Annotated in this window: 30 protein-coding genes; 17 read left to right on the forward strand and 13 right to left on the reverse strand. The window is 63.7% G+C overall.

Going from position 1 to position 25,825, the window contains the following annotated elements; translation table 11 throughout:
* Positions 1 to 38: 38 nt before the first annotated feature.
* The 6 genes from leuB to ACXJKO_RS00665 all read right to left on the reverse strand — a co-directional run bounded on the left by leuB (position 39) and on the right by ACXJKO_RS00665 (position 5,867).
* The gene (gene leuB / locus ACXJKO_RS00640; RefSeq protein WP_457089132.1) at positions 39 to 1,145 is read right to left on the reverse strand and encodes a 3-isopropylmalate dehydrogenase; all 1,107 of its coding nucleotides are present in this window, start codon (positions 1,143 to 1,145) and stop codon (positions 39 to 41) included.
* Between the two features lie 215 nt (positions 1,146 to 1,360).
* Positions 1,361 to 2,770 (reverse strand): serine/threonine protein kinase, encoded by a 1,410-nt coding sequence (locus ACXJKO_RS00645; protein WP_457089133.1) that lies wholly within the window; start codon positions 2,768 to 2,770, stop codon positions 1,361 to 1,363.
* Positions 2,771 to 3,511 (reverse strand): metallophosphoesterase family protein, encoded by a 741-nt coding sequence (locus tag ACXJKO_RS00650; protein ID WP_457089134.1) that lies wholly within the window; start codon positions 3,509 to 3,511, stop codon positions 2,771 to 2,773.
* A gap of 66 nt (positions 3,512 to 3,577) precedes the next feature.
* On the reverse strand, positions 3,578 to 4,201 hold the full coding sequence (locus ACXJKO_RS00655; protein WP_457089135.1) for a LysE family translocator: 624 nt from the start codon (positions 4,199 to 4,201) through the stop codon (positions 3,578 to 3,580).
* 6 nt (positions 4,202 to 4,207) lie between these two features.
* Positions 4,208 to 5,398, reverse strand: coding sequence for a lytic murein transglycosylase (locus ACXJKO_RS00660; protein WP_457089136.1), 1,191 nt, complete (start codon positions 5,396 to 5,398; stop codon positions 4,208 to 4,210).
* Between the two features lie 97 nt (positions 5,399 to 5,495).
* Positions 5,496 to 5,867: a cupin domain-containing protein gene (locus ACXJKO_RS00665; protein WP_457089137.1), complete on the reverse strand. Its 372-nt coding sequence runs from the start codon at positions 5,865 to 5,867 to the stop codon at positions 5,496 to 5,498.
* Positions 5,868 to 6,357: 490 nt separating this feature from the next.
* Between ACXJKO_RS00665 and ACXJKO_RS00670 the strand changes: the two genes are divergently transcribed.
* The 8 genes from ACXJKO_RS00670 (at position 6,358) to leuC (ending at position 12,761) form a co-directional block, all read left to right on the forward strand.
* A complete protein-coding gene (locus tag ACXJKO_RS00670) occupies positions 6,358 to 6,573 on the forward strand; it encodes a glutathione S-transferase (RefSeq protein ID WP_457089192.1) in 216 nt (71 codons plus the stop codon).
* Between the two features lie 2 nt (positions 6,574 to 6,575).
* Entirely contained in the window at positions 6,576 to 8,129 is a 1,554-nt protein-coding gene (gene ffh / locus ACXJKO_RS00675; protein ID WP_457089138.1) for a signal recognition particle protein, read from the forward strand.
* A gap of 68 nt (positions 8,130 to 8,197) precedes the next feature.
* Positions 8,198 to 8,563: a 30S ribosomal protein S16 gene (gene rpsP / locus ACXJKO_RS00680; RefSeq protein WP_457089139.1), complete on the forward strand. Its 366-nt coding sequence runs from the start codon at positions 8,198 to 8,200 to the stop codon at positions 8,561 to 8,563.
* 203 nt (positions 8,564 to 8,766) lie between these two features.
* On the forward strand, positions 8,767 to 9,345 hold the full coding sequence (gene rimM / locus ACXJKO_RS00685; RefSeq protein ID WP_457089193.1) for a ribosome maturation factor RimM: 579 nt from the start codon (positions 8,767 to 8,769) through the stop codon (positions 9,343 to 9,345).
* The gene (gene trmD / locus ACXJKO_RS00690; protein ID WP_457089140.1) at positions 9,342 to 10,022 is read left to right on the forward strand and encodes a tRNA (guanosine(37)-N1)-methyltransferase TrmD; all 681 of its coding nucleotides are present in this window, start codon (positions 9,342 to 9,344) and stop codon (positions 10,020 to 10,022) included. Before rimM ends, trmD begins: the two co-directional genes overlap by 4 nt.
* Complete coding sequence (locus ACXJKO_RS00695; RefSeq protein WP_457089141.1) at positions 10,019 to 10,477, forward strand: hypothetical protein; 459 nt, start codon at positions 10,019 to 10,021, stop codon at positions 10,475 to 10,477. The genes trmD and ACXJKO_RS00695 overlap by 4 nt, the downstream gene beginning before the upstream one ends.
* A 153-nt stretch (positions 10,478 to 10,630) precedes the next feature.
* Positions 10,631 to 11,020 (forward strand): 50S ribosomal protein L19, encoded by a 390-nt coding sequence (rplS, locus tag ACXJKO_RS00700; protein ID WP_457089142.1) that lies wholly within the window; start codon positions 10,631 to 10,633, stop codon positions 11,018 to 11,020.
* 334 nt (positions 11,021 to 11,354) lie between these two features.
* A complete protein-coding gene (gene leuC / locus ACXJKO_RS00705) occupies positions 11,355 to 12,761 on the forward strand; it encodes a 3-isopropylmalate dehydratase large subunit (RefSeq protein WP_457089143.1) in 1,407 nt (468 codons plus the stop codon).
* A 75-nt stretch (positions 12,762 to 12,836) separates the two neighbouring features.
* Here leuC and ACXJKO_RS00710 read toward each other — a convergent pair whose 3' ends face one another.
* Positions 12,837 to 13,130: a hypothetical protein gene (locus ACXJKO_RS00710; RefSeq protein WP_457089144.1), complete on the reverse strand. Its 294-nt coding sequence runs from the start codon at positions 13,128 to 13,130 to the stop codon at positions 12,837 to 12,839.
* Positions 13,131 to 13,252: 122 nt separating this feature from the next.
* Between ACXJKO_RS00710 and ACXJKO_RS00715 the strand changes: the two genes are divergently transcribed.
* The 4 genes from ACXJKO_RS00715 to ACXJKO_RS00730 all read left to right on the forward strand — a co-directional run bounded on the left by ACXJKO_RS00715 (position 13,253) and on the right by ACXJKO_RS00730 (position 16,043).
* Positions 13,253 to 13,516 (forward strand): hypothetical protein, encoded by a 264-nt coding sequence (locus ACXJKO_RS00715; RefSeq protein ID WP_457089145.1) that lies wholly within the window; start codon positions 13,253 to 13,255, stop codon positions 13,514 to 13,516.
* A gap of 3 nt (positions 13,517 to 13,519) precedes the next feature.
* A complete protein-coding gene (locus ACXJKO_RS00720) occupies positions 13,520 to 13,927 on the forward strand; it encodes a metallopeptidase family protein (protein WP_457089146.1) in 408 nt (135 codons plus the stop codon).
* A gap of 141 nt (positions 13,928 to 14,068) precedes the next feature.
* Positions 14,069 to 14,671, forward strand: a complete 603-nt coding sequence (gene leuD / locus ACXJKO_RS00725) for a 3-isopropylmalate dehydratase small subunit (protein WP_457089147.1) — start codon at positions 14,069 to 14,071, stop codon at positions 14,669 to 14,671.
* Between the two features lie 295 nt (positions 14,672 to 14,966).
* On the forward strand, positions 14,967 to 16,043 hold the full coding sequence (locus ACXJKO_RS00730) for an MBL fold metallo-hydrolase (RefSeq protein ID WP_457089148.1): 1,077 nt from the start codon (positions 14,967 to 14,969) through the stop codon (positions 16,041 to 16,043).
* Here the strand turns inward: ACXJKO_RS00730 and ACXJKO_RS00735 are convergent.
* Positions 16,028 to 16,822 carry a GyrI-like domain-containing protein gene (locus ACXJKO_RS00735; protein ID WP_457089149.1) on the reverse strand — a complete coding sequence of 265 codons (795 nt, stop codon included), beginning with the start codon at positions 16,820 to 16,822 and terminating at the stop codon, positions 16,028 to 16,030. The two genes, ACXJKO_RS00730 and ACXJKO_RS00735, sit on opposite strands and share 16 nt — an antisense overlap.
* Before the next feature lie 181 nt (positions 16,823 to 17,003).
* On the opposite strand from ACXJKO_RS00735, the gene dapF reads away from it, so the two are divergent.
* Together dapF and mtaB are read left to right on the forward strand one after the other, a co-directional pair.
* Positions 17,004 to 17,894 carry a diaminopimelate epimerase gene (gene dapF, locus ACXJKO_RS00740; protein ID WP_457089150.1) on the forward strand — a complete coding sequence of 297 codons (891 nt, stop codon included), beginning with the start codon at positions 17,004 to 17,006 and terminating at the stop codon, positions 17,892 to 17,894.
* Positions 17,894 to 19,147: a tRNA (N(6)-L-threonylcarbamoyladenosine(37)-C(2))-methylthiotransferase MtaB gene (gene mtaB / locus ACXJKO_RS00745; RefSeq protein ID WP_457089151.1), complete on the forward strand. Its 1,254-nt coding sequence runs from the start codon at positions 17,894 to 17,896 to the stop codon at positions 19,145 to 19,147. Before dapF ends, mtaB begins: the two co-directional genes overlap by 1 nt.
* Before the next feature lie 10 nt (positions 19,148 to 19,157).
* On the opposite strand, the gene ACXJKO_RS00750 is transcribed toward mtaB, so the two are convergent.
* Positions 19,158 to 19,994 (reverse strand): RluA family pseudouridine synthase, encoded by an 837-nt coding sequence (locus ACXJKO_RS00750; RefSeq protein ID WP_457089152.1) that lies wholly within the window; start codon positions 19,992 to 19,994, stop codon positions 19,158 to 19,160.
* Positions 19,995 to 20,059: 65 nt separating this feature from the next.
* Between ACXJKO_RS00750 and ftsY the strand changes: the two genes are divergently transcribed.
* Both ftsY and ACXJKO_RS00760 read left to right on the forward strand, forming a co-directional pair.
* Entirely contained in the window at positions 20,060 to 21,415 is a 1,356-nt protein-coding gene (gene ftsY / locus ACXJKO_RS00755; protein WP_457089153.1) for a signal recognition particle-docking protein FtsY, read from the forward strand.
* Entirely contained in the window at positions 21,412 to 22,008 is a 597-nt protein-coding gene (locus tag ACXJKO_RS00760) for a septation protein A (RefSeq protein ID WP_457089154.1), read from the forward strand. The genes ftsY and ACXJKO_RS00760 overlap by 4 nt, the downstream gene beginning before the upstream one ends.
* A 54-nt stretch (positions 22,009 to 22,062) precedes the next feature.
* On the opposite strand, the gene ACXJKO_RS00765 is transcribed toward ACXJKO_RS00760, so the two are convergent.
* Positions 22,063 to 23,406 carry an adenylate/guanylate cyclase domain-containing protein gene (locus tag ACXJKO_RS00765; RefSeq protein WP_457089155.1) on the reverse strand — a complete coding sequence of 448 codons (1,344 nt, stop codon included), beginning with the start codon at positions 23,404 to 23,406 and terminating at the stop codon, positions 22,063 to 22,065.
* A 132-nt stretch (positions 23,407 to 23,538) separates the two neighbouring features.
* On the opposite strand from ACXJKO_RS00765, the gene ACXJKO_RS00770 reads away from it, so the two are divergent.
* Complete coding sequence (locus ACXJKO_RS00770; RefSeq protein ID WP_457089156.1) at positions 23,539 to 24,027, forward strand: YaiI/YqxD family protein; 489 nt, start codon at positions 23,539 to 23,541, stop codon at positions 24,025 to 24,027.
* Here ACXJKO_RS00770 and ACXJKO_RS00775 read toward each other — a convergent pair.
* The 3 genes from ACXJKO_RS00775 to ACXJKO_RS00785 are packed head-to-tail and all read right to left on the reverse strand — an operon-like array spanning position 23,984 to position 25,459.
* Positions 23,984 to 24,571: a DsbE family thiol:disulfide interchange protein gene (locus ACXJKO_RS00775; RefSeq protein WP_457089157.1), complete on the reverse strand. Its 588-nt coding sequence runs from the start codon at positions 24,569 to 24,571 to the stop codon at positions 23,984 to 23,986. The genes ACXJKO_RS00770 and ACXJKO_RS00775 overlap by 44 nt on opposite strands.
* Positions 24,564 to 24,719, reverse strand: coding sequence for a heme exporter protein CcmD (gene ccmD, locus ACXJKO_RS00780; protein WP_457089158.1), 156 nt, complete (start codon positions 24,717 to 24,719; stop codon positions 24,564 to 24,566). Before ccmD ends, ACXJKO_RS00775 begins: the two co-directional genes overlap by 8 nt.
* Positions 24,719 to 25,459 carry a heme ABC transporter permease gene (locus ACXJKO_RS00785; RefSeq protein ID WP_457089194.1) on the reverse strand — a complete coding sequence of 247 codons (741 nt, stop codon included), beginning with the start codon at positions 25,457 to 25,459 and terminating at the stop codon, positions 24,719 to 24,721. The genes ccmD and ACXJKO_RS00785 overlap by 1 nt, the downstream gene beginning before the upstream one ends.
* Between the last annotated feature and the right edge of the window lie 366 nt (positions 25,460 to 25,825).

Consider the following 25,825-nt stretch of genomic DNA (forward strand, 5'->3'; position numbering starts at 1 on the left):
TGATGGCCGGGGCTTTTTTTGATGGTCGAATGGAAATCTTACGACTGAGCCTCGAGCTCCTTGACGATCGCGTCGCCCACATCCTGCGTGCCGACGGCGTTCGCGCCGGGGGCCGCGATGTCCTTGGTGCGCGTGCCGGAGGCGAGCACGTTGGCGATGGCCTTGTCCAGGCGATCCGCCTCGTCGAGGAGGCCGAAGGAATAGCGCAGGGCCATGCCGAAGGAGCCGATCATGGCAATGGGGTTCGCAAGGCCCTTGCCGGCGATGTCGGGCGCGGAGCCGTGCACGGGCTCGTAGAGCGCCTTGCGCTTGCCGGTGGCGGGATCTTCCGCACCGAGCGAGGCGGAGGGCAGCATGCCGAGCGAGCCGGTGAGCATGGCGGCGATGTCGGAGAGAATGTCGCCGAACAGGTTATCGGTGACGATCACGTCGAACTGCTTCGGGTAGCGCACGAGCTGCATGGCGCAGTTGTCGGCAAGCACGTGCTCCAGCTCCACATCGGAGAACTCCGCGTTGTGGATGCGGGTCACGACCTGGCGCCAGAACACGCCGGTCTTCATCACGTTGAATTTCTCGGCCGACGAGACCTTGTTGCGGCGCTTCTTGGCGAGGTCGAAGGCGACGCGGGCGATACGCTCGACTTCATGCGTGTGATAAACCTGCGTATCGACAGCGCGCTGCGAGCCGTCCTCCAGGGTCACGATCTCCTTCGGCTCGCCGAAATAGACGCCGCCGGTGAGCTCGCGCACGATCATGATGTCGAGGCCTTCCACCACCTCGCGCTTGAGCGAGGAGGCATCGGCGAGCGCCGGATAGCAGATCGCCGGGCGCAGATTGGCGAAGAGGCCGAGATCCTTGCGCAGGCGCAGCAGGCCGGCTTCCGGGCGCACCGCGTAAGGCACGCTGTCCCACTTCGCGCCGCCGACAGCGCCGAAGAGCACCGCATCGGCCGCCTGAGCGCGGCCCATGGCTGCTTCAGAGATGGCCTTGCCGTGGGCATCATAGGCCGAGCCGCCGACGAGGTCCGTCTCGGTCTCGAAGCCGACGCCGCGCTTGCGGAACCAGCCGACAATCTTCTCGACCTCACGCATGACCTCCGGACCGATGCCGTCGCCGGGGAGAAGGAGAAGCTTGTGCGTTGCCATGAGAAGGACCCTTGTCGTGCGGTGATGAAAAATCCACGGCTCTTAAAAAGCCGAATGCGCCGCTTGGCAAGCGTTTGTCGCGTTGGCCTGGTGCATCGTGCGAAAAAGTGGACCCGGTTTTTCGGTCGAACGATGCGCCAGCTTAAACTTGAGCATCGGATGGTTCCCAAAAGTGCAAATCCACTTTTGGGTCCAAATGCTCTAGGCGAACACCCTTACTCCTCCCCCGACCGCCGGTCTTTCGAGGTCCTGACCACCGTGACCGAGCAAGGCGCCTGCGCCACCACCTGGGACGACACGCTGCCGAGATAGCGCCTGAGCGCCGAGGAGGCGCGGGCGCCGATGACGATGTGGTCCACGTTGTTGTGGCGGGCATAATCGACGAGGGCCGCCGCCGGGTCCGGGGCTTCGAGCACGCTGTAGGTGATGCGCTCGGCCGGGATATCGAGGCTCGCGCCCCAGTGGCGGAGGTGGATCAGCCGCTGCACATGCAGGCTCCTTCCCTCCTCGTCCTCCAGGACATCGATGGCGATGCGCGAGGTTTTCAGAACGTTGAGGCAGGCGACGCGGGCGCCGCTCTCCAATGCCAGAATACGCTGGACCATGGCCTTGATCGCCTCCGCCAGATCCTCGGCTCCGGGCGAGAGATCGATGGCGACGAGGAGGATCGGCGCACGGGCGAGCTGGCCCGCGATGTTCGGGTTCTCCAGCGGCTGGGCTTTGCGCGCCTTGAGCCAGCGCCGAAAGGTTTCTATGCCTCCGCTGCGCTCCAGGCGCTCGGCCCGCTCCGTCAGCACAACCTGATCGGGATGTTCGAGATCGAGCGCCAGCTGGGCCGCCGTAGCGTAACGATCTTCCGGGTTCACCTCCAGGCAGCGCAGAATGACCTCCTGCAGCCAGGGCGGGCAATCCGGGTTCTTCGCCCGTGGCGGCACCGGCCGCTGCCAGAGACGGCGGCGGATCTGGCCGCCTTTGGGCGTGCCGAAGGGCCGCTCGCCGGTGACGAAGAAATACAGCATCACGCCGAGCGCGAAGAGATCGCTGCGTGGATCGCACCGATCCTCCAGCACCTGCTCGGGCGCCATGTAGGGCGTGGTGCCGAAGGGCTCGCGGAATTCCTCGGCTAAAAGATCCGGCAATTGCTCATGGCGCGCGAAGCCGTAATCGATGAGCACCGCCTCGCCGGTCTCGCGGAACATGATGTTGCTCGGCTTCACGTCGAGATGGATGACGTGCTGGCGATGCAGGTCGTGCAGCGCATGCGCCACCTTCGCACCGATGGCGACCACTTCTGGCCAGGGCAGCGGCACGTCCTCAAGCCGCGCTTTCAGCGATGCGCCGGGAATGCGCTCCATGACGAGATAGGCCTGCGGCTCCAGCGGCCCTGTCGCGATGAAGCGCGGCACATGCGGGCCGGTGAGGCGCGGCATAATCATCTGCTCGGTCTCGAAACAGACGATGGGCAGCGGATCGTCGCTGTCGATGAGCATGGGGAATTTCATCACAAGCGATGTCGCGTCATCTTCGCGGCTCACCGCCCAGATCTGCGCCATGCCGCCGGTCGCCAGATGCTCCTGGAGTACAAAACCGTCGATTACCATGCCGGGAGAAAGGCGAAGACGCATCTAGTGTCCCTGCTCCAGACGCAGCGCGAGTTTTTCGGGCAGGCCCGCCTCACGCACTTTTCGCGCGGCTTTTGCCGTGTCGTAGGGCACACGCAGGTAACGCAGTTGCTGGCGCGCATCGTCGAAGACCGCGTAATTCGCAGCCGGAACGCCATCGCGCGGCTGGCCCACCGCCCCGATCACCGCAAGCCATGTGCGGGTCGCAAGCAGCGGGATCTCGCTGTTGATCACGGGCGTGAAGGTGCCGACCTTCGCGGTGGTGCTCATGTGATAGAGCATGGGCACATGCACATGGCCGCAGAAGGTGATGTGCGCATCGACCAGATTGAAATGGCGCACCGCCTCGCCCAAGCCCGAAATGTAATCCCAATCCCTCGGCGCGTAGCCGTTGGCGTGGGTGTAGAGAACGCTCCCCTCCTCATGGATGAGGGGAAGGTTTGCCAGAAAATTGCGCTGCCCCAGGCCGAGCTGCCCGCGCGTCCAGCGGATCGCTTCCTGCGCGATCGGGTTCATGTTCGCATCCGAACCGTCGATGGCCGCATCGTGGTTGCCGAGCAGCGCGACGGCGCCCTCGTTCACGAGAGAGCCCACCGTATCGACCACCCAGGCGGGATCGGCGCCATAGCCCACGTAATCGCCGAGAAGAATGAAGCGGTCGACGCCGAGGAGGCGCGCATGATCGAGGCAGGCCGAAAAGGCCTCGCGGTTGCCATGGATATCGGTGAAGAGCGCAATCAACATGGCCGCACTACACTCCCAAACCCGGGCTTGCTGCAACCTTTTCCTTCAGCGGCAATGAGGATGATCTCAGGCGGGGCGGCGCGTCAGCAGCAGCGCAATCCCGAAGCCGATCATGGTGCCGCCCGATATCCGGTTGAGCCAGCCGAAGACGGGCCGGTTGCGGCTGAGGCGATTCAGGTGCTGGCCGACCTGCGCATAGAAGAACACGGCCACCACTTCGAGCACGAGAAACACCGCGCCCATGGTCGCAAAACTCGACCAGTACGAACCGGGCTCGATGAATTGCGGGAAGAAGGCCGTGAAGATGAGAATGGCCTTCGGGTTGCCGATGGCGGTCCAGAATTCCTGCAACACGAGCGCCTTCAAGGGCCGCCGGGGCGCGGCCTCAGCCGAGGGCGTCGCAGCGCCGCCAGAGCGGAGGATCTTGATGCCGAGAAAGACGAGATAGGCGGCGCCCGCCCATTTGAGAACTGTGAAGGCCATCTCGGAAGCGGCAAGCACGGCGCCGACGCCGAGTGCCGTGAGCGCAATCATGACGGCGAACGCCACCAGCCGCCCGCTTGAAGCCAACACGGCGGTCCGGACCCCGTCCTGCAATCCATACGTGAGGGAAAGCAGGTTGTTGGGCCCGAACGCCAGGTTCAGGGCAAAGCACGCCGGGACGAAGAGAAGAAGCGTGCTCCAGGTCATGACGGATTATCCGCGCAGGGCTTCCAGCACCTTGCCGCCGGGGCGGCCGCGCGGTTCGAGGCCGATGCGGCGCTCCACGTCCTTGATGGCTTCGCGGGTCTTGGACCCGATGCGGCCATCCGGCTCGCCCACATCGTAGCCGCGGGCGGTGAGCAGCTGCTGCAGCTCGCGGCGCTGGGCGCGGGACAGGGGCGGATCGTCCGTCGGCCATGCGGTTTGAATGCCGGGCTGGCCTTTCAGGCGGTCGCCGAGCAGCGCGATGGCAAGGCCATAGGATTCGGCGGCGTTGTAGGAATAGACCGCATCGAAGTTCTTCGTGACGATGAAGGCCGGGCCGTTGATGCCCGCCGGAATGATGATGCCGGCGGCGTAATTGCCCTGAAGCGGACGCCCGTCGACCCGGGTCACGCCCATGGCGGCCCAGGAGGCGAGCGGCTTCTTGTTCTTGCGTCCGGCAAGACCCGCGCTGAAGTTCGAAGGCAGGCGCACTTCGTAGCCCCAGGGAAGGCCATTCACCCAGCCGGCCTTCTTCAGGAAGTTGGCGGTGGAATGAAGCGCATCCGGCACGGACGCCATGATGTCCCGGCGTCCGTCGCCGTCACCATCGACCGCAAGGCGCTGGAAGGTGGAGGGCATGAACTGGGTATGGCCGAAGGCGCCAGCCCAGGAGCCGCGAAGGTTCGCCGGGTTGATATCCCCGTCCTGCACGATCTTGAGCGTCGCCATGAGCTCGCCCTTGAAGTATTCGTTGCGACGCGGGGCGTAGCAGACGAGCGTCGTGAGCGACTGCACCAGGGAGCGCCCGCCGATATCCTTGCCGAAATTGGACTCGACGCCCCACACGCCCGCAATCGCATGGCGGTCGACGCCGAAGCGGGCTTCTGCTGCGGCAAGCGCCTGACCCCATTGGCGCGTGGCGGTCCGGCCGTCCTGCACCCGCTCCTCGTCCACTAGAGCCGACAGGTAGTCCCAGATCGCCGTCTTGAACTCCGGTTGGTTATTCATGAGGTCGAGGATCGTCAGATCCGGCTCGACGCCGCGCGTCGCGACATCGAAAGCTTGGCCCGAAATGCCCTTGGCGGCAGCCTGACTGCGCAGGCTCGAAAGGCACGAGCGGAAATCGCCTTGAGCGGAAGCCGATGCGGCCGCCGCGATAGCAAGAAGACTGAGGAGCGCGGGAACAATGATGCGTTTCATGCCTGCGACCTTGCAGGCAATTTGGTTAATCTTATGGTAACGCGGCCGCTCCTCACGGATTCGTTAGGTGGAAGTCGCACGACTTACCTCTTCCGCTTCAGCCAAGTTCAGGATCGGGCAGGTCCGTCTGAATCCAGCGGTCGCTGACGTGGATATCGGTGGTCTCAAGCGTGCCAGGGCCAAGATTCTTGAACTTATGCGGCACCCCGGCCGGCCCGAAGACGACCTGCCCCGCCTCGCATTCGAACTTTTCGCTGCCGACCGTGAAAAGCGCCCGCCCCTGGCGAACAATGAAGATCTCGTCATAGGGATGAACATGCCATTTCGGCCCGACGCCGACTTCCTCCGTGGCATAAAATAGCACCGTGACACCGGTGCCGAATTGATGCCCTTCGACCCGGCCCTTCCACAGCGTGGGGTGAGAGGCCCAATCGGCGCGGTTGAGGATCGGGGCCCTTTTCTCTGTCATGGATCATCCGGGTCGGGGAGCGAGGAATGGAGGAGATCGTCCTCATTGCGGGCCGGTTTTGCAAGCGGGATTTAGTTTGGATCTTAGAAGGTGGCGCGAGCGGTGAGAAATGCCTGCATGTCATGGCCGGGCCTGTTGTCCCGGCCATCCCGATCGGAAGAGCGCGACACCTCAAGCCATCGGGATCACCTGCACAGGGCCTGTGATGACGTAGGAGGGTAACGCTAAGGTTGTTCAACACAGGCCGAGAAGATGCGCGGCCAAGCTCTTCGAGACTCTCCCTTTTCCGCCTTTTCCTTGACTCCATCCCCCCTTTCCTCTATCGCCTGCCCTCAAATCTGTAGAGCGAGCCCTTATAAGCCGCCGCCCAGCCCGAGAGGCTGGAGGTCAACGTCCGACAGCGCGATGCGCCCTCGGGCGCGCTTTCATTTGGCTTTCTCTGCGCCGTCGGGGCCGCGTCAGCGTGGCCGTGACGAAACAGGATGAACGGATGTCGAAAGACACATTGCGCATAGAGGATGCGGTCAACGAGACCTGCCCGTGGTCGGGAAAGCCGATCGCGGCGGATTCGCTCACCCTCTATCGCGGCGAAGTGGTCGGCTTCTGCAATCCCGGATGCCGCGACAAGTTCGAGGCGGCCGTCAATCAGTTTGAAAAGGCCATCGCGGATCGCGATGTACCACTCATTGCAAAAGGAATTGAGTGATCATGTTCGAAGGCCTTTCCGATAAACTTTCCAACATCCTGAATTCCCTCACGCGCCGTGGCGCGCTGACGGAAGAGGATGTGAACGCGGCCCTGCGCGAAGTCCGCCGCGCGCTGCTCGAAGCCGACGTTGCGCTCGAGGTCGTGCGTTCGTTCACGGACAAGGTGCGCGCCCGCGCCGTCGGCGCCGAGGTCGTGAAATCGGTTTCTCCCGGCCAGCAGGTGGTGAAGATCGTCCACGACCAGCTCGTGGAAATGCTGGGCTCGAACGCGGAGGTGATCAGCCTTAACGCGGTTCCGCCCGTCGGCATCCTGATGGTGGGCTTGCAGGGTTCGGGTAAGACGACCACCACCGCCAAGATCGCCAAGCGCCTCACCGACCGCGAGAACCGCAAGGTTCTCATGGCTTCGCTCGATACGCGCCGTCCGGCAGCGATGGAGCAGCTCGCTATTCTCGGCAAGCAGGTGGGCGTGGACACGCTGCCCATCGTAGCGGGCCAGACGGCCGTGCAGATCGCGCGGCGCGCCATGGAGGCCGCGCGTCTCGGCGGCTACGACGTGGTGATGCTCGACACGGCGGGCCGCGTGACGGTCGATGAGGCTCTCATGGTGGAGGCCGCCGACGTGCGCGCCGCCACCAACCCGCACGAGGTTCTGCTCGTCGCCGATGCGCTCACCGGCCAGGACGCGGTCAACACCGCGCGCGCTTTCGATGAGCGCCTCGGCGTCACCGGTATCGTGCTGACCCGTATGGATGGCGATGCGCGCGGTGGTGCCTCGCTTTCCATGCGCGCCGTCACCGGCAAGCCGATCAAGCTCATCGGTACGGGCGAAAAGGTCGATGCGCTGGAGGAGTTCCACCCCTCGCGCGTCGCCAACCGCATCCTCGGCATGGGCGATATCGTCTCCCTCGTGGAGAAGGCGGCTGAGAATTTCGACGCCGCGCAGGCCCAGCGCATGGCCGAGAAGATGCGCAAGGGCAAGTTCGATCTGGAAGACCTGCGCGATCAGCTCTCCCAGATGGAAAAGCTCGGTGGTCTCGGCGGCCTGATGAGCATGATGCCCGGCGTCGCCAAGATGAAGTCGCAGCTTGAGAACGCCAATCTCGACGACCGGGTCATCAAGCGCCAGCGCGCCATCATCGATTCCATGACGCCTGGTGAACGCCGCAATCCGGACATCCTGAAAGCCTCGCGTAAGAAGCGCATCGCGGCGGGCTCCGGCGCGAAGGTCGAGGACATCAACAAGCTCCTGAAGATGCACCGCCAAATGGCCGACGTCATGAAGATGATGGGCGGCGGCAAGGGCAAGGGCATGGCCGGCGCGCTCGGCAAGATGTTCGGCATCGGCGGTGGCGGAATGCCCCAGCCGACGCCGGAGCAGATCGAGGCGATGCAGAAGCAGATGGGCGGCAAGCTCCCCGATTTCCCCGGCGGTGCGGGCGGCGCTTTGCCTCCCATGCCGAAGGGGCTTGGTGGTCCGGGCCTGCCGGGTCTCGGTGCGAAGATTCCCGGTCTTCCGGGCGTCGGCGGTTTCCCATTCGGGAAGAAGAAATAGGTTTCGTCGTTTCGGGTTGATCTGAAACGGCACAAGGTTTGATCACAGGACACTAAAAGGAGTTCCCCATGTCCCTGAAGATCCGTCTCACCCGTGGTGGTGCGAAGAAGCGTCCCTACTACCGCATCGTCGTTGCCGATTCGCGCTCCCCGCGCGACGGCCGTTTCATCGAGAAGGTCGGCACCTACGACCCGATGAAGCCGAAGGATGATGCCGGTCGCGTGAATCTCGATATCGAGAAGATCCAGGCTTGGCTCGCCAAGGGCGCCCAGCCGACCGACCGCGTCCTGCGCTTCCTCGATGCCGCTGGCCTCCTGAAGCGTACGGCTCGCAGCAACCCGCAGAAGGCCGTCCCGGGCAAGAAGGCCCAGGAGCGCGCTGACGCGAAGGCTGCTGCCGCCGCTGCTCCGGCTGGCGAAGGCGAGGCTGCGTAAGCACCATGACAAGGGGGCGCAACCCATCCTCCCCTAGAGGGGGAGGGTCGACGCTGCGTGAGCAGCGGCGGAGTGGGGTGGAAACACCCCGTTCTGCAAGGTCGCGCTCCCATCCTACCCCGGACCTGCGGTCCGATCCTCCCTCACGCAAGTCGGATGTTTCCGATTTGCGTCAGGATAAACGGGTATCGGGAACACCCGATATCCGAGAGGAGGATAAAAGGTGGTTCAAAGACAACCTCGTCCTCGTGGGCGAGTTCGGTCGCGCCCATGGCCTCAAGGGCGAGGTGCGGCTGAAATCGCATACCGGCGATCCACAGGCGATTGCCGATTACAAGCCGCTGATCGCATCGAACGGCAAAACCTATTCTCTTAAAACTGCGCGCACTGCTCCCGGCGGCGCGCCCGATATGCTGATCGCCATTGTCGATGGGGTGACCACGCGCGAGGCCTCCGAGGCTCTCAACCGTGTGCAGCTTTACATGGACCGCGACAAGCTTCCGCCGCCCGACGAGGAAGACGAGTTTCTTCTGGCGGATCTGATCGGTCTTTCCGTGCTGAACGAAGCCGGCGAGATCATCGGCACCATTGTCGCTGTTCCCAATTACGGCGGCGGCGATCTTCTTGAAATCGCGCCCGCGCTCAAAGGGCCAACGGCGCTTCTGCCATTCACCAGGGCCTTTGTTCCGACGGTCGACATCGCAGGCAAGCGCGTGATCGCAGCGCTGCCGGACGATTTCTTCGAGATCGGCAAACCCGAACCCGGCGAGGATTGCGCGTGAGCTTCTCCGCCACCATCCTCACGCTTTATCCCGATATGTTTCCAGGACCGCTCGGCATGTCGCTTTCGGGCGATGCGTTATCGCGCGGCGTGTGGTCGTTGGAAGCCCGAAACATCCGCGATCACGGCCTCGGCCGCCACCGCACCGTGGACGATACGCCGGCAGGCGGCGGCCCCGGCATGGTGATCCGCTGCGACGTGCTGGCTGCCGCTATCGATGATGCTTTGCCTGCTGAAGATCCCCGTCCGAAACTGCTCATGAGCCCGCGCGGCAAGCCGCTCACTCAAAGTTACGTGCGCGAGCTCGCGGCTGGCCCCGGTGTCGTCATCGTCTGCGGACGCTTCGAGGGCGTGGACGAGCGCGTCATCGAGGCGCGCGGTTTGCAAGAGGTTTCCATCGGAGATTACGTGCTCTCCGGCGGCGAGATGGCGGCGATGATCGTGCTCGATTCATGCGTGCGCCTGCTCCCCGGCGTCATGGGCAAGGAGGCCTCCGGCACCGAGGAGAGCTTCGAGACGAACCGCCTCGAATACCCGCATTACACGCGGCCCCGCGAATGGGAGGGTCGCACCATTCCCGAGGTTCTGCTCAACGGCAACCACGCTCATATCGAGCGCTGGCGGCGTGAGGAATCCGAGCGGATCACGCGGGAGAGACGGCCGGATTTGCTGAAATGAATGACGACAAGCTCCTTCTCATCAAGAAGGCTTTCGATGGTGAGGCCGAACTCAATCTGGCGCAAGCCAGAGCCCTCCTTGCAGAGGAGATTGCCGAGGCACAGGGAAGCTGGGGCACGCCTGTCGCCCTGAAAGCCCTCGCCTTTTTGCTCTACAAGAACGGCGCGCTTGACGATGTGCCGCTCATCTGGTGCGCCAAGACGAGCAATTTCGATTGTTTTTCGAGCCTTGACGTGGAGCTTCTGGCGGGAGCCGGCCCCGAGCCCACCATTGCCTATCTGGAGAGCCAGTCCCTCCAGGCGCTCCCTGTCGTGGAGCATAGCGGGCAGAGCTGGACGGTGGTGGCTTATATGAAAGCCTGCCTTCAGTCAGGCGATTTCGCGCGGCGCGATTCCGGCTATATCGAGAGTGTCGAGGACGAGATACGGGACAATTTCGACGATCTCGGCCTTTGATGGGTATCCTGCCCGTATCGAGAGGAAAGGACCCTCTCCAATACGCTCGACAACCCCTCAAAACTCCTGTATAGGCGCGGCCTTAACTTAAAACAGGACGCCGAAATCCAGCGGGCTTGGGCAACCAAGACCTTGCAACGGCAGGAGTAAGACATGAACCTCATTCAGCAGATCGAGCAAGAGCAGATTGCCAAGCTCGGCAAGACCATTCCCGATTTCCAGCCCGGCGATACCCTCATCGTCAACGTGAAGGTGAAGGAAGGCGAGCGCTCCCGCGTGCAGGCCTATGAAGGCGTCTGCATCGCCCGTTCCGGCGGCGGCATCCAGGAGAGCTTCACGGTTCGCAAGATTTCCTACGGTGAAGGCGTGGAGCGTGTGTTCCCGGTCTATTCGCCGAACGTCGAGTCCATCAAGGTCGTGCGCCGTGGCGCCGTCCGTCGCGCCAAGCTGTACTACCTGCGCGACCGTCGCGGTAAGTCGGCCCGTATCGCCGAGCGCGCCGACCGCCAGGACAAGAACAAGACCCCGGCCGCTGCCGAGTAAGTCTCGTTTCCAGTTCTTGGATTTTTCGAAAAGCGCGGTCGAAAGCCGCGCTTTTTGTTTATGGGCATAAGCTTCGCTGATCGTCGCATCGTCCGGAATAAGTGGGTCCGGTTTTCCGCTAAGGCGATGCGCTGGTTGAGAAAATGGGCATCGGATTAATCCCAAGAGTGCAAATCCACTTTTGGATCCGATCCTCAGCGCAGAAAAATTTAATTGCGCGTTTTGCTCTTTCAGCTATGCGATACTTTCAAAGCGCTGCGCCTTTGGGACACCTTTTCCCCGAAGGCTGAAGACGCTAAACACGACATTCCTTGACTATCGATGGAAGAGAAAAATGGCTAACCCGCGCACGCTCTATGACAAGATCTGGGACGACCACGTCGTCGATCAGCAGGCTGACGGGACGTGCCTTCTCTATATCGACCGCCACCTCGTCCACGAGGTCACCAGCCCCCAGGCCTTCGAGGGCCTGCGCATGACGGGCCGCAAGGTGCGCCAGCCGGGCAAGACCCTGGCCGTGGTGGATCACAACGTGCCGACCTCCGACCGCTCGGAAGGCATCGCGGACCCTGAATCCGCGCTCCAGGTGGCGACTTTGGCCGAAAACGCCAAGGAATTCGGCGTCGAATACTACAACGAACTCGATAGCCGCCAGGGCATCGTGCACGTGGTGGGGCCCGAGCAGGGCTTCACGCTGCCCGGCATGACCATCGTGTGCGGCGACAGCCACACCTCGACCCATGGCGCCTTCGGCGCGCTGGCCCACGGCATCGGCACGTCGGAAGTGGAGCACGTGCTCGCTACGCAGACGCTGATCCAGAAGAAGGCCAAGAACATGCGCGTGACCGTGGACGGGCAGCTGCCTGCCGGCGTCACCGCGAAGGACATCACGCTCGCCATCATCGGCGAGATCGGCACCGCCGGCGGCACCGGCCACGTGATCGAGTATGCCGGCGAGGCGATCCGCGCGCTCTCCATGGAAGGCCGCATGACGGTCTGCAACATGTCGATCGAGGGCGGCGCCCGCGCGGGCATGGTAGCTCCCGACGAGAAGACCTATGCTTACCTGAAGGACCGCCCCAAGGCGCCGAAGGGCGAGGCCTGGGAAGCGGCCCTGCGCTATTGGGATACGCTACGCACAGAGCAGGGCGCGTTCTTCGACACCGAAGTGCGTCTCGACGCCGCCAACCTGCCACCCATCGTGACCTGGGGCACGAGCCCTGAGGATGTGATCTCGGTGGCGGGCGCGGTGCCGAATCCGGACGAGATTCCGGAAGAGAACAAGCGCCTCTCCAAGTGGCGCGCGCTCGAATATATGGGCCTGAAGCCCGGCCAGAAGATCACCGACATCACGCTCGACCGCGTCTTCATCGGCTCCTGCACCAATGGCCGCATCGAGGATCTGCGCGCCGTTGCCAAGGTGGTCGAGGGCAAGCACGTGCACGAGGCCGTCAACGCCATGATCGTGCCCGGCTCAGGCATCGTGAAGATGCAGGCCGAGGCTGAAGGCCTCGACAAGATCTTCAGGGCCGCCGGCTTCGACTGGCGCGAACCCGGCTGCTCCATGTGCTTGGCCATGAACGCGGACCGTCTCGCCCCCGGCGAGCGCTGCGCCTCCACCTCGAACCGCAATTTCGAGGGCCGCCAGGGCTTCAAGGGCCGCACCCACCTCGTCTCCCCCGCCATGGCGGCAGCGGCGGCGATTGCGGGCCGGTTCGTGGACATTCGGACCTTTGGCTGATCTGATTTTCAGACCAAACAAAAAGGTGGCGGTTGATCCCAACCGCCACCTTTTTGATTTTAGATATGTGCGTGATTAGTCCACGTAGCGACGACCGCCTGCCACGACCTGACGGCACACTTCAACCGGGCGGCGAACCAGGACGCCGTTGCCACGAACGCGCTCACGATACTCCGTCCGGCAGACTGTGCGGGTGCGGGCGGGGCGTTCATAGCGGCGCTCGATGACGCGCTCGCGATAAGCGGGGCGGCTCTCGCCTACACTCACGCCGCCGGGGCCAATTCGAACATCGACGCCTTGGGCCGACGCAGCGCCGGCGCCGAGAGCCGTCAGTCCGGCTACAGCCAGAACTCCAAGAATCTTACGCATGTTGCCTCACAAAGGGTTGCCTCTTCGGGGGTGTTAACGGCAAAGGCCGGAAGGTGTTCCGTTTGTTGAACGCGCGACCGGGATTATGGTTGAGCAAGATTTAAGGGACGCCGGAGGGAGCCATGAACGAGGAAGAACGCCAGCGCGAGGCGCGCGAGGCCCTGGAGCGGGTCAGCCGGGATTCCGAAACCGCCGGCTCGTCGGCGCTCGCCCGCATGAGCCAGCGGGCGCAGGATCATTTTTCCGCTCGTGATGCCGAGGGCGCCTCTGAAGGGGGCGGTACGGACCCTATCGAACTATGGGGGCGGCGCATCGGGCGCGGGCTGTCGCTGGTGGGCGTGGTGGTTCTCGGCTTGTGGCTTCTGCTCCAGCTTAGGATCCTCTGAAACATGACCGATTGGGCCAATCTTCAAGCACCGTCGCTGGCGGATTTCGAGATTCTCGCACACGAGGCCTATGAGCGGCTGCCGCACGCATTCCGGCAGCTCTGCGAAGGCGTAGTGATCCGCGTCGTGGATTTTCCCGACGACGAAACCATGACCGAAATGGAATGCGAAACGCCCTTCGACCTGCTCGGCCTCTTTCGCGGCATCGGCCTCGCGCAAGGTGGCGGCATGATGCAGACCGGGCAGTTCCCCAACATGGTCTGGCTCTACCGCCGCCCGATCCTCGATTACTGGGCCGAGCACGAGGAGAGCCTGGGCAGTCTCGTCACCCACGTTCTGGTGCACGAGATCGGCCACCATTTCGGCCTCTCGGACGAGGACATGGAAGCCATCGAGGCGGCGGCTGCATAATTCTCATAAGATTGCGCAAAGAGCTGGCTTCGCGCAAAAATCTTATGCGGGCGCGACCATCATGGCCCTAGTCCTGTCGCGAAGCCTTTGATATGACGCAACCAAGGCGGCCCGTTGCCGTCTTGAGGATAGGACAAGACCATGGACAAGTTCACTGTGCTCGAAAGCGTCGCGGCGCCGCTGCGGATCATCAATATCGACACCGATATGATCATCCCCAAGCAGTACCTGAAGACCATCAAGCGCACGGGGCTCGGCACGGGTCTCTTCTCGGAAATGCGCTACCGCGAGGACGGAACGGAGAACCCGGATTTCGTGCTCAACCAGCCGGCCTATCGCAATGCCCAGATCCTGGTGGCGGGCGACAATTTCGGCTGTGGCTCGTCGCGTGAGCATGCACCTTGGGCGCTGCTCGATTTCGGCATCCGCTGCGTGATTTCCACGAGCTTCGCGGACATTTTCTATAACAACTGCTTCCAGAACGGCATTCTGCCGATCAAGGTGAGCCCGGAAGATCTGGAAAAGCTCTTCGACGATGCCAGCCGCGGCGCCAACGCCACGCTGACCGTCGATCTCGAAGCCCAGGAAATCCGAGGCCCTGACGGCGGTTCGATCAAGTTCGACATCGACGCCTTCAAGAAGCACTGCATGCTCAACGGCCTCGACGGCATCGGCCTGACCATGGAAAAAGCCCCCGCTATCGACAGCTTCGAGAAGAAGCTCGGCGAGCGCGCCTGGGCTTAAAAGGTTTCGCATCAATGTCATAATGGCTGGGCTCGTCCCGGCCATTGTCGTTCCAGGATGAGGCTGCGCCTAGTCTATCATGCTGCACGTCATCACCGGCTTTATGCCGCTGATCCCGATGGTTTGCAGCACCGCGCTTTAAGGATTGGGATGATCGGGACAGGCCTGGCCAAGACGTGAAAATGTTACTGCGCAAATCTGGATCCACTCTACCGTCCAAGCTAGGCCCTCGGGTATCTTGTCGAAACCCGCTCAAACCCCCACGCTTAAGGCTCTCTTAGGATCTCGATTGTTGATGAACCGCCGCACTCTCCTCAGAGCCTTGAGCCTCCCCGCCATCGGCGCCGCCGGAACCTTCGGGTGGATAACCGCTGCCCGCGCTACCAACCGCTATTACCAGGGTCCAGTGAGTGACCATTTCGACGGAGTGCTGTTCTTCTCGCCGGGCCAGCCGCAGGACAAGGGGTTCATGGAGTTGCTGCGCTGGCAGCTCGGCGGCGGGCGCAAGGACTGGCCGGAGAGCTTTCCGAGCCCGTTCCAGGACAAGCCGCCAGCCGAGGTGAAGGATCTGCGGGTGACGCTGATCGGCCACGCTTCCTTCCTGATCCAGGTGGCAGGGCTCAACATCCTCACCGATCCGGTCTTCTCGGAGCGGGCAAGCCCGGTTTCGTTCTCGGGCCCGAAGCGCGTGAATCCGCCGGGCATCGCCTTCGAGGATCTGCCGCCGATCCATGCGCTCCTGATCACCCATAACCATTACGACCATCTCGACATCGACACGATCGGGCGTCTCTGGCAGCAGCACCGCCCGCGCATCGTGGCGCCGCTGGGCAACGACACCGTCATCAAGGCTGACCATCCAGACATCGACGTCGAGACGCGGGACTGGGGCGGGTCGGTCGATCTCGGCCAGGGCGTCACCGTTCATCTGGAGCCCGCCTATCACTGGTCCGCGCGCGGCATCAACGACCGACGCATGGCTCTGTGGTGCGCCTTCGTACTGACCACACCTGTCGGCACGATCTACCACATCGGCGATACGGGCTTCGGCGACGGCAAGATCTTTCATGCGGTGCGCGAACGCTTCGGCGCAATCCGCCTCGCGCATATCCCCATCGGCGCCTATGAGCCGCGCTGGTTCATGGAGCCGCAGCACATGAATCCTGACGATGCGGTAAAAGTGTTCGACATCGTCACGCCGCAACAGGCGCTCGGCCATCACTGGGGCACCTTCCGCCTCACCAACGAAGCGGTCGACGAGCCGCCCCAGGAACTGGCGACAGCGCTGGAGAAATCGGAGATTCCGCCGGGACTGTTCAAGCCGTTACGGCCGGGCGAGGTGTGGCAGGCAGCCCCTCATTCCTTCGGCTGAACGTAGATGTTCACCTCGAAATTGGTGTCCTGGGCATCCGTGAAGGCGGTCACATATTCCTCGATGAAGGCGTCCTTGGCGACGATTTCCTTGATGTCGAGATAGGCGGTGATCGTCTCGTAGGTGCCGTCGATCTCGTCATAGGCGTCCTTGTGCACGAAGCGGAAGGACTTGCCCTCCGGCGTCTTGCCGAACTTGATCTCGGGGGTCAGCTCGGTCTTGCCTTCCGGCACCTGCGCGATCGGAATCATCGCCTCGTATTTGAAGCCGTTGTCGTCCGTATCGACGAAGATCGTGAGCGGGCGTCCGGTGGGCTCGATGTTCGCCTTCTTCAGCGCGTCCTCGAGCTTGGCGAAGGTGTTCTTCAGGTTGGTGAAGGCATCGTCCCAGGTGCTCGTGCCGGCGAATACGATGGTAGGCTTCGAGACGAGAACGCCCTCCTCGACGCCGGTCGGATCGCTTGGATTGGGGAACAGGGTCGTGCGCCCTGCCTGCTGCGCTGGTGCGGGCGTGGCCGGTGTCGCCGGTGGGGCGGCGGGGGCCGGCGCAGGCTGGGCCTGTGACGGGACGGGCGTTGCCGGAGCAGGGCTGGGCTCCGCCGTAGCAGGCGGAGTTGCTGGCGCAGGTGTTTGCGGGGCGGCGGGCGCCGGGGTCGCGGGTGCGGCCGGCGCTGCCACGGGAGGCGCTGACGGCGCTGGCTCGGCCGGCGGGGTCTGTGCCAGGGCCACGGAAGAACACAGGGCAAGGACAAGAACGATGTTGAAAGACCGCAGCCGCATGAAAAACGCCTCACCCGAATCAAGAAGGGATCACGGGCGGCAGCATAGGAGGGTTTGTGCGCCGCCGCGAGATGGTCTCCACAGCTCCCTGGAGGACGGATGGAAGCAGGCCTGTTTCAAGCCTCTCGCGATTTTGCGCGTTTTGGGCCATATACGGCCCATGAGCGCAACGATAAGCCCCATGACATCGAGCCCCTTGGCGAACCTCCGTTTCCTGAAGATGAACGGTCTCGGCAACGAGATTACCGTGCTGGACCTGCGCGGCACCGCTTTGCGTGTGAGCCCGTCTGAGGCACGCGCCATCGCGGCCGATCCCCGCTCGCACTTCGACCAATTGATGGTGCTGCACGATCCGGTCTCGCCAGGCACGGACGCTTATCTGCGCATCTACAATACCGACGGCTCGGAATCCGGCGCCTGCGGCAACGGCACCCGCTGCGTGGCGTGGGCCATGACGAGCGACCCTATCATGAGCCGCCCGTCCGAAAGCGGCCTGACATTGGAGACCAAAGCCGGACCTTTGCCGGTGGAGCGGGTCTCCGATGTGGTGTTCACCGTTGATATGGGCCTGCCGCGTCTCGCCTGGAACGAGATCCCCCTGCGGGATCCTTATCCGGACACCCGCACAATCGCGGTGGATACGCAGCTCCCCGAAGCACCTGAACTGCAGAACCCTTCCGCCGTGAGCATGGGCAACCCGCACGCGATCTTCTGGGTCGAGGACGCGATGGCCTACGACCTTGCCGCCGTCGGCCCCGTATTCGAGCACGATCCGGCTTTCCCGGAGCGCGCCAACATCTCGTTTGCCCAGGTAACGGGCCCGGAGCACATCATCTTGCGCGTCTGGGAGCGCGGCGCGGGTGCCACCCGCGCCTGCGGATCGGCGGCCTGCGCCACCGTCGTCGCCGCCGCCCGAAACGGCCTGACGGGCCGCAAGGCCACCGTGGCCCTGCCCGGCGGCGATCTCATCATCGAATGGCGCGCGGGCGACGACCATGTGCTTATGACCGGCCCGACCGAGCTGGAACACGAGGGCATCTTCTCGCCCGCCCTGTTCGCGGGGGCAGCCTGATGGCGGTCGAGGTCGTCACCTTCGGCTGTCGCCTCAACATCTACGAATCGGAGGCCATGCAGCGCCACGCGGAGGATGCGGGCTTAGGCGAAATCATCATCGTGAATACCTGCGCGGTGACCTCGGAGGCGTCGCGCCAGGCGCGCCAGTCTATCCGCAGGATCGCGCGCGATAAGCCCGATGCCCGCATCATCGTGACGGGTTGCGCCGCGCAGGTGGAGCCCGAGACCTTCGCCGCCATGCCGGAGGTGGCGCAGGTCATCGGCAACCACGAGAAGATGAAGCCCGAGACCTGGAACACCATGCGCGATTTCGGCGTGGGCCAAACCGAAAAGGTTCTCGTCAACGACATCATGGCGGTGAAGGAAACCGCCATGCATCTCATCGACGGCGTGCGCGGGCATACCCGCGCCTTCGTGCAGGCGCAGAACGGCTGCGACCACCGCTGCACCTTCTGCATCATCCCATATGGCCGCGGCAATTCCCGCTCCGTGCCCATGGGCGCGATGGTCAGCCAAGTGCGCACCCTCGTGGAGCACGGCTCGCGCGAGGTCGTGCTCACCGGGGTCGATATCACAAGCTACGGCAAGGATCTGCCGGGCGAGCCGAAGCTCGGCGCGCTGGTCAAAAGCATCTTACGCCACGTGCCGGAGCTGGAGCGCCTTCGCATCTCATCCATCGATTCCGTGGAGGCCGATGACGATCTGCTCGATGCCATCGCCAACGAGAGCCGCCTGATGCCGCACTTGCATCTCTCCTTGCAGGCGGGCGACGACATAATCCTCAAGCGCATGAAGCGCCGGCATCTGCGCGGCGACGCGATTGAATTCTGCGAGCAGGTGAAGCGCCTTCGCCCCGACATGGTCTTCGGAGCCGACATCATCGCGGGCTTTCCGACGGAAACGGAGGAGATGTTCGCGCGCTCCCTCGACATCGTCGAGGAATGCAGCCTCACCCATCTCCACGTCTTCCCCTTCTCACCGCGCCCCGGCACGCCCGCCGCGCGCATGCCGCAAGTCGCACGTGACATCGTGAAGAACCGCGCGCGCCGCTTACGTGAAAAGGGCGAGGCCGCGCTGCTGAAGCATTTGAGCGGGGAAGTCGGCGCACGGCGCAACGTGCTGATCGAAGCCAACCAGGTCGGCCGCACGGAAGGTTTCACCCTTGTGCGCTTCTCGGGTGAGGTGAAGCAGGGAACGATCGTGCCGACGATGATCGCAGGACACGACGGCAAGGATTTGCTGGCGGCTTAAGTTAGGACCGTCATCCCGGATCGGCTGCGCCGTCCAAGACGACACCACAGGCCATCACCCGCTCCCGCATATGCTCCGGCACCGGCGCCTCGACGAGGATCGGCGGTTTTTTCGGGTAGAGCGGCACGCTCACGTTGCGGGCGTGGAGATGCAGGCCAGGGCCATGAAAGCGCGGGGCGGTGCCGTAGATCGGATCGCCGAGAATCGGGAAGTTCATGGCCGCGCAATGAACCCGCAGTTGATGGGTGCGGCCTGTGATGGGGCGGAGTTCGAGCAAGGTGAGGCGCTTGTCACCCTCCCCTTGAGGGGGAGGGTCGGAGCGCGTCAGCGATCCGGGGTGGGGTGGCAGCACGACATCAGCAGAACTATCGCCTCCCACCCCCTCCCGCGCCTGCGGCGCGACCTCCCCCCTTGAGGGGGAGGTGGAGCGGCCGAGCACGCGCCACTGCGTCAATGAAGGCTGGCCCTTGGGGTCCACCTTCATCCACCAGCCGCGATCGGGCGATTTCGGCGCAAGAGCCAAGTCGATCTCGCCCTCGTCGGCGTCGGGCCCGCCCTCGACCACGGCCCAATAGACCTTGTCGACCTCGTTTTTGCGAAACAGCTCGTTGAGACGGGCGATGGCCTTCGGGTGACGCCCGAGGATGAGGCAGCCGGAGGTGTCCTTGTCGAGGCGATGGGCGGCCTCGGGACGGCGCGGCAGGCCGAAGCGCAAGGCGTCAAGATGGTGAAACAGGGTCTCGCCACCTTTCGGGCCGGGATGCACCGGCAGGCCGGCAGGTTTGTCGATCACGAGCATCAGGGCATCGCGATACAGCAAACGGGACACTATCTCTTCCGCATTCATGATGCCTCGGCTATCGAGGCAAACACGCTAAATCAAGCACAAGATTTTTAGAGGCAAAGCAAAGCATGGCCGAGTCGACGCCAGACAAGCCCGGATTTTTCTCCCGTCTCTTCGGGCGCAAGGCCGAACCGACCCCGGAGACCACTCCGGAGGCCAAGGTTGGGGGTGAGCCGGAGGCGATGCCCTCCCCGCCCGCCAATGCTGCGGACGATCTGACGGCAGCGCCTTCGACCGTCACGACGGCTTCGCCCGATACGCCGGAAGAAGAAAAGCTGCCCGCAGAGCTGGCCGGGGCCGATCTTCAACCCGTGGAGGGCCTGGAGCCGGAGGGCATCGCGCCGCAGGAGCCGATCCCGCAGATCGTCACGGAAAAAGGCCCCGAGCCCAGGCCCGATGTCGCACCGATCCCCGAGGCTCCCGCTATCGAGCCTCCGGTTCAGCTTTCTCCCGTGGAAGCCATCGTCACGCCGCCTGAACCTGCTCCCGCCGCTTCGCAGAAAGGCTGGTGGCAGCGGCTGACGGACGGCATGCGCCGCACCTCGTCGTCCCTGTCGGACAGCGTCACGGGCCTCTTCACCAAGCGCAAGCTCGATGACGCGACCCTGCAGGAGCTGGAGGATGCGCTGATCCAAGCGGATCTCGGCGTGCCGACCGCCATGCGCATCACGGAGGCGATTTCAGCCGGGCGCTACAACAAGGAAATATCCCCTCAGGAGGTGCGCACGATTCTGGCGAGCGAGGTGGAAAAGACCCTCCAGCCGGTGGCAAAAGCGCTGCATATCGACCGCGCCAAGAAGCCCTACGTGATCCTCATGGTCGGCGTGAACGGCGCCGGAAAGACCACCACCATCGGCAAACTCTCACAAAAATTCCGTCAGCAGGGCCTCAAAGTGATGCTGGCAGCAGGCGATACCTTCCGCGCGGCGGCCATCGAGCAGCTGAAGGTCTGGGGCGAGCGGGTCGGCGCGCCGGTTCTTGCCCGCGAGCAGGGAGCTGACGCAGCGGGCTTGGCCTATGACGCGCTGCAGGAGGCCAAGGCCAACGGCACCGATGTGCTGCTTATCGACACGGCGGGCCGCCTCCAGAACAAAGCCGGGCTCATGGCGGAGCTCGAAAAGATCGTGCGCGTGATCAAGAAGTTCGACGAGAGCGCACCTCACGCCACCCTCCTCGTGCTCGATGCCACGGTGGGCCAGAACGCGGTGAGCCAGGTAGAGCTGTTCCGGAAGACGGCAGGCGTCACCGGCCTCGTCATGACCAAGCTCGACGGCACGGCGCGCGGCGGCATTCTGGTGGCGCTCGCCGCCAAGTTCGGCCTGCCCGTGCACTTCATCGGAGTCGGCGAGGGCGTGGAGGATCTGGAGCCCTTTACCGCAGGGGATTTCGCAAAAGCAATTGCCGGGTTAGAAGCAACCTCATGACGGATGAAAAGCGCCTCCCCCCTTTCCTCAAGCTCGCCCTCGAGCTTGGTCCTCTGGTCCTGTTCTTCGTGACGAATGCCTATGCGGACCGCTTCGGCGTCGGTGAGGATCAACGGTTCTTCGTGGCGACGGGCTTGTTCATCCCCGCCACGCTGGTGGCGCTTGCCGTCAATTACCTGCTGGTCCGCAAGCTGCCGATCATGCCCCTGGTCTCAGCGGTGTTCGTGGTGGCCTTCGGCGGGCTCACGTTGCTGTTGAAGGACGATACGTTCCTGAAGCTCAAGCCCACCATCGTGAACGGCCTTTTCGGCATCGCATTGCTCGGCGGCCTCTATTTCCGCAAGCCTCTGCTCCAGATCGTTCTCGACAGCGTGTTCGAGCTCACCGACGAGGGCTGGCGCAAGCTCACCTTACGCTGGGCTTTGTTCTTCCTGGCGCTCGCCGCCATCAACGAGATCGTCTGGCGCACGCAGACCACGGATTTCTGGGTGAGCTTCAAAGTCTTCGGCATTATGCCGCTCACCGTCGCCTTCGCGCTGTCGCAGATGCCGCTGATTCTGCGGCACGAGGACAAGAAGGCGGACGAGGTTTAACAGCTGTCACGTCATGCCCGGCCTTGTGCCGGGCATGACGAAGTCAGTGAGGTCTCACGAAACCGGCTTCATCAGCACCATGTTGCGCGTCACGCCCGGCAACGGGTCGGTCTCGACCGTCGTCCAGAATGCGTCCTCGCCCGCATCCTGCACCGTCTCCTGTGAAGCCAGCAGCTCGCAATCCGTGCCTTTCGTCGCCTGTTCGATGCGGGAGGCGATGTTGACGGTCTCGCCGACCACCGTGAATTCGAGGCGGCTTTCGTCCCCCACCACGCCGCAGAACACATCGCCCGTATGGATGCCGATGCCGACGCGCACCGGTGGGTCGAAATTGCGCTTCACGTTCCAGCGCTCGATGAGCCGCAGCAGGGTACGCCCGCAATCGAGCGCGCGGCCTGCATCGTTGTCGCCCTCTCCCGGCACGCCGAACAGGATCAGCGCCCCGTCACCCGTGAACTTGTCGATCACGCCTGCATGCTGCGCCGCTGCCCGCAACACCCGCCGCCGGAACGAGGTGATGAAGACTGCGAGCCGCGCGGGGTCCATGGTCTCGCCGAAGGAGGTCGAGGCGCGCATGTCCACGAACAGCACCGTGACGCGAATTCGCCGTCCCTGGCGCAAGGACGAGAAGGCCTGCTCGGTGAGGATCGGCGCCAGCTCGGTCGGCAGATAGCGGGTCAGCGTAACGCGCAGGGTCGTCTCCCGCACCGCGCGCTCCAGCAGCACGCGGCCCTGGCGCGCCACGAGGATCAGGATCAGCGCCGCGGCCAGGATCATGACCACGCGCACAAGATTGGCCTGATCGGAAAACAGGCCGGAGAGCCGGGACAGATCCTCGCTGCGCTCCCCTGCGCTCATGGTTGTCCCACCGAAGCCCAGAAGCAGCAGGCCGATCACATAGACGGCAGCGACGAAGGCCTGGAGGCGCGGCTGGTAATGGATCGCCGCCGCCGCCATGGTGATGGGCACCACCCAGATGACGGGAAAGACGGAGAAAAAGCCGCCCGGAATGCCGACACCCCAATGGCTGTAGCCCAGATTTCCGAGGATCAGTAGGGCATCGAGCACGGCCGTGATGGTCGGCAGCTGGTCCACCCCGATGCGCTTGGAGGCCAGCCACGCCCCAACCCAACCGAGGGCCCCGAACAGGGCGAGCGTGAGCTCGGCCGCCCAGATCTGCTTGAGCGCAACAGGATTGGTGATGTCGATGCTGCCCGTCGTGATCAGCACCGTGATGAGCAGAAGCCCCGCCACCACGATGCGGGCAACGCCGGCGCGCTGAAGAGCCCCCGTATCCGCCTCGCGGATCAGCCGTTGCGTGGCGTCGCTCAGCTCCAGCCCCGTGCGGGTTCTGCGCAGGGAAATCCAGGCGGATCGGATGCGGGATTTGGGGGCCACGGTTTTCTCGATACTCCGGCTCAGGGGCCATGTTTATAACGACAGGTGCCTGAGCGCCCATTACTGATCAATGAAGCAACGCTTACCGAACGGTCACGTTCAAAAAGTCTCACTTTTCAGGAATATAGGTCCATGACCGAGACCGCCCAGACGATTGAAATCTATGTGGATGCCGATGCCTGCCCGGTGAAGCCCGAGATCTACAAGGTCGCGGAGCGCCACGGAGTGAAGGTTTTCGTAGTGGCGAATGCGTTTCTTAATGTGCCGCGAAGCCCCCTGATCGAGCGCGTTCTGGTGAGTACCGGCTTCGACGCGGCGGATGACTGGATCGCCGAACGGGCCAGGCGCGGCGCCATCGTCATCACCGCCGACATTCCGCTCGCCAGCCGCTGCGTAAAGGCGGGCGCGGAGGTGATCGGCCCCACGGGCAAGCCGTTTTCGGAGGCCTCCATCGGCATGGCGCTCGCCACCCGCAACCTGATGGAAGACCTGCGCGCCATGGGCGACGTGACCGGCGGGCCGAAGCCGTTTTCGGCCAAGGATCGCTCGGCGTTTCTCTCGGCGCTCGATGTGGCGATCAACCGGCTGAAGCGGGCGGGATTTGACGTAAGCGCTCCCTGAACGCGGGCAGGGCCTCCGGCGTCAGCGCGCCGATATGCTTGTACCGGATCATGCCGTCGGGGCCGACGATGAAGGTTTCCGGCACGCCGTAAACGCCCCAGTCAATGGAGGCGCGGCCGTTCGGATCGACGCCGACGGCGGCGTAAGGATTACCTAAAGCGCCGAGGAAGCGGCGGGCATTGTCCGGGTTGTCCTTCTGGTTGATGCCGACCACGCGCACGGACGGGTCCTTGGCGAGATCGACGAGGAGCGGATGCTCCTGCCGGCATGGCGCGCACCAGGAGGCCCAGACGTTCACGATGGTAATGCTGCCCTTCAAATCCTCGTTGGAGAAGCCCGGTACGGGCTTGCCGTTCGCGGTCAGGCCTTCCAACGGCGCAAGGCTGAAAGTGGGCACCGGCTTGTTGAGCAGGACGGAAGGAATCTCGGACGGGTTTCGCCCCGAGGTCAGCTGCACGAAGAACAGGATCGCCAGGACGACGAAGACCAGAACCGGCACGCCGTAAATCAGCCGGAAGCGCGGCGATGCGGTTGCTTCAGCCACGGCGCGACCTCCGGCTCACGCCACGGGATTCGAGCTCCGCCAGCGCGCGGGTCTGGATGCGGTGGTCGATCACCGCGCGCAAGGCGAGGCCTGCGATCACCAGCGCGGTGACGAGATAGGACAAGACGATGAAGAGGGTATGCGTCATCACGCGGCCTGTGCGTCGAGGCGCTCGGCCTCGAGAATGGTGAGCGTCCGCACCCGGCGGCGCAGGATTTCGGTGCGCATGCCGGAGAGATGTAAGCCGATGCCGATGAACGTGAACGCCAGAGCCATCACGAGAAGCGGCACGAGCATCGAGGAATGGATCGTCGGCCCGTCGATGCGGAAGACCGAGGCCGGCTGGTGCAGGGTGTTCCACCAATCGACCGAGAATTTCACGATCGGCACGTTCACCGCGCCGACGAGCGTGAGGATCGACACCGCGCGGGCGGCGCGGTTCGGCTCCTCGATGGCGCGCCAGAGCGCGAGAATGCCGAGATAGATGAGCAGCATCACCAGCATGGAGGTGAGCCGCGCATCCCATTGCCAATAGGTGCCCCACATGGGCTTGCCCCACAGCGAGCCGGTGACGAGGCAGATCAGCGTGAAAGCAGCCCCGATGGGTGCTGCCGCCTTCTGCGACACATCCGCCAGCGGATGGCGCCAGACCAGGGTGCCCAGGGCCGAACTCGCCATGATCATGTAGAAGAACAGGGACAGCCAGGCGGCCGGCACGTGGATATACATGATCTTGACCGTCTCACCCTGCTGGTAATCGGCAGGCGCCACGAACCACACCATGTAGAGGCCGATTCCCAACAGAATCGCGGCCAAGCCCCCCACCCACGGCAGAAGCGCGCCGCTGAGGCTCATGAAACGGGTCGGATTGGCAAGCTCACGGATCATACGCACGATGTAGCGGCCTTGAACGGCGCCTGCAACGCGCACGCACGCCGCAGGAATAACGATTTCGCCAGTTCTTTAGCGCTTCTTGGGGCGAAAGGCAGTCCGGGATTGTGCGTAGGGCGATGAATTCTCGGTGTCATCCTGGACGGCGTAGCCGATCCGGGATCGCGTGAAGGATATGGCGTTGTTTCCCTACGCCTTGCGGGGAGGGATTAAGGGTGGGGGTAGTGCGACCGGGTGAGCACTTCGTCAGTCAAGCGCAGTCCCAACCTCTCCCACTCAGGAGAGGGGATGCTTGTACTGCTTGTTGCACTTTCTGGATGGAGCGAAGCGCTCCGACTTTGCGACCCCCAACCTGACCCTGCC

It is taken from the genome of Microvirga sp. P5_D2 (genome assembly GCF_054049475.1).